This is a genomic window from Furfurilactobacillus entadae, from assembly GCF_045862745.1.
Classification (GTDB): domain Bacteria; phylum Bacillota; class Bacilli; order Lactobacillales; family Lactobacillaceae; genus Furfurilactobacillus; species Furfurilactobacillus entadae.
Map to the genome: position 1 here is coordinate 1 of NZ_BQXN01000041.1, position 5,700 is coordinate 5,700.

The 5,700-nt window shown below is 38.9% G+C and carries 7 protein-coding genes and 1 pseudogene; 4 read left to right on the forward strand and 4 right to left on the reverse strand.

The window, feature by feature from the left end; all coding sequences use genetic code 11:
* Positions 1-191: IS3 family transposase (locus ACKTR5_RS11505; RefSeq protein ID WP_407881639.1), on the forward strand; the 191-nt coding region annotated here is incomplete at its 5' end.
* Positions 192-357: 166 nt separating this feature from the next.
* Here the strand turns inward: ACKTR5_RS11505 and ACKTR5_RS11510 are convergent.
* Together ACKTR5_RS11510 and ACKTR5_RS11515 are read right to left on the reverse strand one after the other, a co-directional pair.
* Positions 358-690 (reverse strand): winged helix-turn-helix domain-containing protein, encoded by a 333-nt coding sequence (locus tag ACKTR5_RS11510; RefSeq protein ID WP_407881641.1) that lies wholly within the window; start codon positions 688-690, stop codon positions 358-360.
* Between the two features lie 158 nt (positions 691-848).
* Positions 849-1,160, reverse strand: a complete 312-nt coding sequence (locus ACKTR5_RS11515; RefSeq protein ID WP_407881642.1) for a hypothetical protein — start codon at positions 1,158-1,160, stop codon at positions 849-851.
* Positions 1,161-1,380: 220 nt separating this feature from the next.
* On the opposite strand from ACKTR5_RS11515, the pseudogene ACKTR5_RS11520 reads away from it, so the two are divergent.
* Both ACKTR5_RS11520 and ACKTR5_RS11525 read left to right on the forward strand, forming a co-directional pair.
* Positions 1,381-2,137 (forward strand): annotated as a pseudogene (locus ACKTR5_RS11520) (TraX family protein).
* A 24-nt stretch (positions 2,138-2,161) separates the two neighbouring features.
* Positions 2,162-2,497 (forward strand): YxeA family protein, encoded by a 336-nt coding sequence (locus tag ACKTR5_RS11525; protein WP_407881644.1) that lies wholly within the window; start codon positions 2,162-2,164, stop codon positions 2,495-2,497.
* A 304-nt stretch (positions 2,498-2,801) separates the two neighbouring features.
* On the opposite strand, the gene ACKTR5_RS11530 is transcribed toward ACKTR5_RS11525, so the two are convergent.
* Both ACKTR5_RS11530 and ACKTR5_RS11535 read right to left on the reverse strand, forming a co-directional pair.
* Positions 2,802-3,485, reverse strand: coding sequence for an NADPH-dependent F420 reductase (locus ACKTR5_RS11530; protein WP_407881645.1), 684 nt, complete (start codon positions 3,483-3,485; stop codon positions 2,802-2,804).
* Positions 3,486-3,487: 2 nt separating this feature from the next.
* On the reverse strand, positions 3,488-4,534 hold the full coding sequence (locus tag ACKTR5_RS11535; RefSeq protein WP_407881647.1) for an LLM class flavin-dependent oxidoreductase: 1,047 nt from the start codon (positions 4,532-4,534) through the stop codon (positions 3,488-3,490).
* Between the two features lie 477 nt (positions 4,535-5,011).
* On the opposite strand from ACKTR5_RS11535, the gene ACKTR5_RS11540 reads away from it, so the two are divergent.
* Positions 5,012-5,641, forward strand: coding sequence for a recombinase family protein (locus ACKTR5_RS11540; protein WP_407881649.1), 630 nt, complete (start codon positions 5,012-5,014; stop codon positions 5,639-5,641).
* Positions 5,642-5,700 lie beyond the last annotated feature (59 nt).

Here is a 5,700-nt window from a genome sequence, read left to right on the forward strand (position 1 = left end):
TAGACAATGCAGCATGTGAGACTGTCTTTGATAAATTAAAAGTTGAAATTGGTAGTTTACAGCAAGACGCAAACGCCTCAGAGCTAACCAAAGCAATCAATTCCTGGATTAATTATTACAATCAACAGCGAATTCAAATAAAATTAGGCGGTCAATCACCACTCGATTTCGAGCGGCAATTAACTGCCTAATTAACAAAACTATTTAGTTCCAACTTTTTGGGTAAACGTCACCTCTTTAAAAGAGGTCGCTGCTTTTTTGGGGGGTTAACATTAATTAGTTTATCTTTAGTCTGAAGCCAAGTATTGAACACTTCACAATAATCAATACATAGAACAATTCACTTAAACGCTAATGTTAAATTTCTTCTAACTGCAACGTCACTTCACTGATTAACTGTTCTCCTTGATCAGTTAACTTATAATAATGTGCTCGCCGATCTTTGTTGTGAAAGAACTGCGTGGCAAGCTCTTTCTCAAATAAATACTTGATGCTTTGGGAAACAACGGCACTAGAAACGTTAGCACTCTTGACTATTTTCGATGGTTCATAGTTTTTTTGCAGTAATGCAGTACCCACTAAAAAAATTGAAATCGTCAATCCATAACTTTTTAAAATTTTCTTATATTCAGATAACATCATGTTTGCTGCCAGTATATTTTCAAACGGTCTTTCTCTGTTTTTTAACATTTTTCACCTGCATTAATTGTTATGTTTTATAAACTATCAAAAACATAAACAAATTACAAGCAAACATTAATTCAAAGTATAAACCATTTGTAAAATACACGATTTTCAATAGTTAAAATCTAAATGGTTGTTTTAATTCATCTTTGATATTTGGATTTTTAATTTTTTACGTCGTTTATGGTACGGCCCTCGCGACTATCCATGACCGACGTATTGTGGATTAAATAAATAATTGTACTGAAAAATAACATCACTAAGACAAGGGCCAAAATCACCAATATGCTAAGACCAATGACCATTGAGCGTGCAGCCACAAGATTCAATAAATAAACCAATCCCCACCAGAGTAGACCCGTAATGAGTAAAACCAGTGTTAAAGCCAACAAAGCACCGGCCCAAAAGTTAGGACCACGCCATAAAACCAGGCCGGCAATAATCATGATCATGATTAACGCAATGACAATTTGCATATTGTTTCTCCTTTTAGTTCAATGTCGTCCACCCAAAAAACAATTTGTAACTCATTATAACAAGGAGGCGCACGATTTAAGAAAAGCTTTATCCCAGTACTATCAAGAAACCATTACAATAACTTGTACGGTGTCCCCCAGATTCTAAAGGCGTTCTTAAATGAAAACACGAAAATTATCAATGAATGGCTTTTCAATCAAAGTTCTGGGTATTATTTTAATGATACTTGATCATATTCATGAGGAATTATTGCCATTAGGCATACCCACTTGGTTTAACATGTTAGGACGAATTGTAGCACCCTTATTTCTTTTTATCGGTTGAAGGTTTTGTTCACACACATGATCGTAAGCGCTATTTATGGCGATTATTACTTGGCTTTTGGATAATGGCACTTGGTAGCTTTCTCTTACAGACTTTTCTACCTGTAGATAATGGTCATTTGGGTTTATTGAATAATATTTTTGGAACTTTATTCTTGGGTGTTTTTGCAATGCTCGGAATCAGTAAAATCACCGATGGCCGGCGGGAAAATGATCAGCGTTTAATCTGGCATGGCATCGGTATTTTAAGTTTAGAAGTGCTACTATCGCTTGTTGGCACAGCCGTTTTATTTGTTCCAAATCTATCCTTGCGGGTCGTTGCGGCACGCATTTCTCAATTCATTCCAAATATCTTCACAACTGAAGGTGGCCCTCTTTTCATTTTATTGGCCGTGCTCTTTTATTTATTTAGAAATAATCGTTGGGGGCAAGTAGCAAGTTTAGCAATCGTTTCGCTTATTTTCACTGGCCTTAATTTTCATGGATTATTCAGCACGAATTATTCTTGGATGATGCTTGGCGCCATTATTCCGATTGCTTTGTATAATGGGCAACGAGGTCGTAGTGACAAGTGGTTTTTCTATGTTTTTTACCCAATGCATATTTGGGTGTTATATCTTCTGGCTTTTGCTTTACACCTTACCGGATACTAAATCACAAACATAAATCAGTCATTCATGACACGTAATGAGTCATATAAAGGAGAAAACTATGCGCAAACTTTGGCTTGTTTCAGGACTTATAGGCGTTATAATTTGCGGAATTTTTTTGGCCTGAACGAGTGGGATCGATATAATAAAAGCGGGGATATATATTATGTACACATTATTAAAGATGGTAAAGAAGAAGTTCGTAAAGATGATAATGATAGAAAATTCATTGACTACCACTATGAAATGACAGCGTACAACGATAAAGGGGACGCTAAAGCAGTTGATTTCAAAGGTACCCCCGGGACCCCGTTAACTTTAAATAGTTACCTGAAGCTAACAGTTAACCCCCAAAAGGTGTGACTCAATGGGAAAGGGTTGGTAAAAAACAAGTTCCTAAAAAAGCCTTGGAAAAACTTACTAACTAACCAAGCGATGAAATAAAATGCTAGTCATTATGGTGTAAATTAGCAATGTACCCAGAAGCTCGGTCATTCATGTCCAAGTAGTTCACGGACAAATAGTTTATTAACGATCACATTACGTTTTCAGTAAATAACCAGAATAAAAAGGGCTTCACTTCAGACGAATACTGAGGTGAAGCCCTTTTGAACGAAATGATCCATTGTGTTTTTTAATTTTGAATCAATTACGTTCCTAGAATAGACTAACTTCGGTGAGCTTGTATGATCTGTTGACCAAATTCTGTCTCGTCAAAATGCTTGATCACATCTGCCAGGCTATCTTTTGATAAACTTGCACCAAACAACTCGCTTCCAGGTTCAGTCATAATACCATCGGCTAGCTCATAATGAATCACGGTATCAAACCCCATTGTCTGAACAAACTCGGCAACCTTGTCAACCGCATTATGCTGATCACCGGTTACAAATAATGCTTTTCGTTTTGGATCACCTAGCGGACGTGCATCATCCTGAAGATTATGATACCCCATATGATTGAACGTTTTAACAATCGTACTCTTGTTAAAATATGCTTGAACTTGCTCACTGGAAGTAGAAGACGGATCGAGTACTTCCTCGCGAATCCCGTCGGTTTCCCACCAATAGTTCATTGCATCAATAACTAATTTATCCTTCAACAATTTGGGATTAATGTTCTTATAACGACTCAACGGAATTGCCAAAATGATTAAATCGCTCTTGCTGACAACGCCTTGATTGGTCGCAGCTACGGCCCCGGGTACCAAGGTTTCGATTGTCAAAGCGATTTTTTGCACCGAGCCTGAACCAGATATTCGCACATTGTATCCAGCTGCTAGGGCCAACTGTGCCAAAGTAATCCCAACTTTACCGGCACCGATAATACCAACAGTTTTAATTTCTGTCATGGCTATTTATCCTCCGATAACAACTCTTTAACCCGAGGAATCACCTTAGTAGCATACAATTCAATCATGTGTTCTCGCTGTGCCGCCGTTTGATTACCCGCGCCATAAACTAAATCAAACCGACCTAGGCCAAGTAGCTTAATTGTACGTGCTATTCGTTGCGCCACATGTTCTGGGTTACCTACATAAAACGAGCCAACCTGCGTTTCATTATCAAATTGTTCTCGACTCATTGGTGCCCAACCCCGGGTCAGGCCGATTCGATCAAAATTTGCCTTAATATTTTTCCAAGCCACGTCAACTGCTTCATCTTCATCATCAGCAATAAAGCCGTGCGAGTGAACCGCAACCGGCTGAACTGGCTGATGGAATTGCTCGGCCGCCTTTTTATAAAGATCAACGTAAGGTGCAAACCGCTCCGCCTGACCGCCAATGATTGCAATGATGACTTTATACCCATACTTAGCTGTACGAATAATCGATTCTGGTGATCCACCGATACCGATGTAAGTTTCTAACCCATCATAGTCAGTTTTAGGATACACATCTTGCTCTTTAAGTGTTTCCGTAAATTGACCGGACCATGTAACCGGCTTTTCTTTAATGAGTTGATCATACAACGCTAACTTTTCGTTAAATAAATCATCATAGTTTTTTAGATCATAACCAAATAATGGAAAGGACTCCGTAAATGAGCCACGCCCCAACATTACTTGAGCACGGCCAGCCGATAATCCTTCAAGCGTAGCAAATCGTTCATACACACGCACAGGATCATCGGAACTTAGCACAGTTACAGCCGTCGCTAATTTAATATGTTGAGTTACTGAAGCAATGGCACCCAAAACAATTTCAGGGCTCGACACACTATAGTCAGGGCGATGGTGTTCACCTACGCCGATTACATCAATTCCCAATTTATCAGCGATAGCACCTTCCTTAACAATTTGTCGAATTGATTCCCCTGCAGTCATTAGACTACCATCTTCTTTAGCAACAATATCCCCAAAGGTTTCAATTCCAAATTGTAATTCATTTATGTCTACCATGGCTGTTCCCTCCTTCGCTTACTTTTTGTAAGCTGATGGTTTTAGATTACATCATTTCGAAAAAAAAGCAACGGTTAAGGAGAAAAGGAGCAAGTATAAAACAAATCGATTGGGGCTTCTGAACAGATCAACCAAGTTCTGGCAAATGCCTGAATCAATAACCACTCGGCTTCTCGATTCATCTATACACGTTTGACAGTAACGGTAACTTGTTACCTAACCTAGCAGACAAAATAGTTGACGTTTTCATAAAAAACCGGCTTTAGGCTATTAGTTTAGTGTCGAATCAATACAGTTACCAAAATTATTAGTGTTTACGTTTGTATCCACCCATTAAACTAAGCATACTGTGCTTTTTAGGGTGTTCCCTAAACGACGGTTAAGCTTCTCCGTGAAAATTCACATCTGACGGAATTTGCGATATAATAAAAAATGTCGTTTAGGGTTGTCGTTATCAATATTTAAGAAGGACAGAAAATGAGTAAAATTGGTTATGCACGAGTTAGTACCACCGAACAAAATTTGGATCGTCAAATCGCAGCACTGAAAAACGCTGGCGTGAAAAAAATCTTTTCCGACAAACAGTCCGGGAAAGATATGGAACGTCCGGAACTTCAAAAAATGCTTCATTATATTCGTGACGATGATATTGTCTTTGTTATGTCATTAGATCGACTAAGTCGTAATGCGGACGACATTACTATGCTAATTCAAAAAATCAAAGATGCCGGTGCTAGTTTTCAGTCACTGGATTTGCCAGATTTTTCGTCGATTCCTGATCGTGGGCTACGCAACATGTTAACTGACGTGATTCAGTCTGTTTTCAAGTTCCAAGCTGAATCAGAACGACTGAGAATTAGAGAACGTCAGGCCCAAGGAATCAAACTGGCCAAAGAGCGCGGAATTTATAAGGGGCGCCCACGACTATATGCTGTGGACGCAAAGGACCCACAAAAGCGCTACATTTATCAGCAGGTTTGTAATGACTTACAGTACAGCCAACTATCTGACTCGGCCATTGCCCGAAAGTTTGGTATTAACAGGTCAGTGGTGCGGTATATTAAAGCCGACCTGACACATTTGCAGCCTGATCAACTTACGAGTTGAAATAATAGGGAATATGCTACTATCATGGCGATAATTAAAAAGAGTCAACTGCTTGCGAC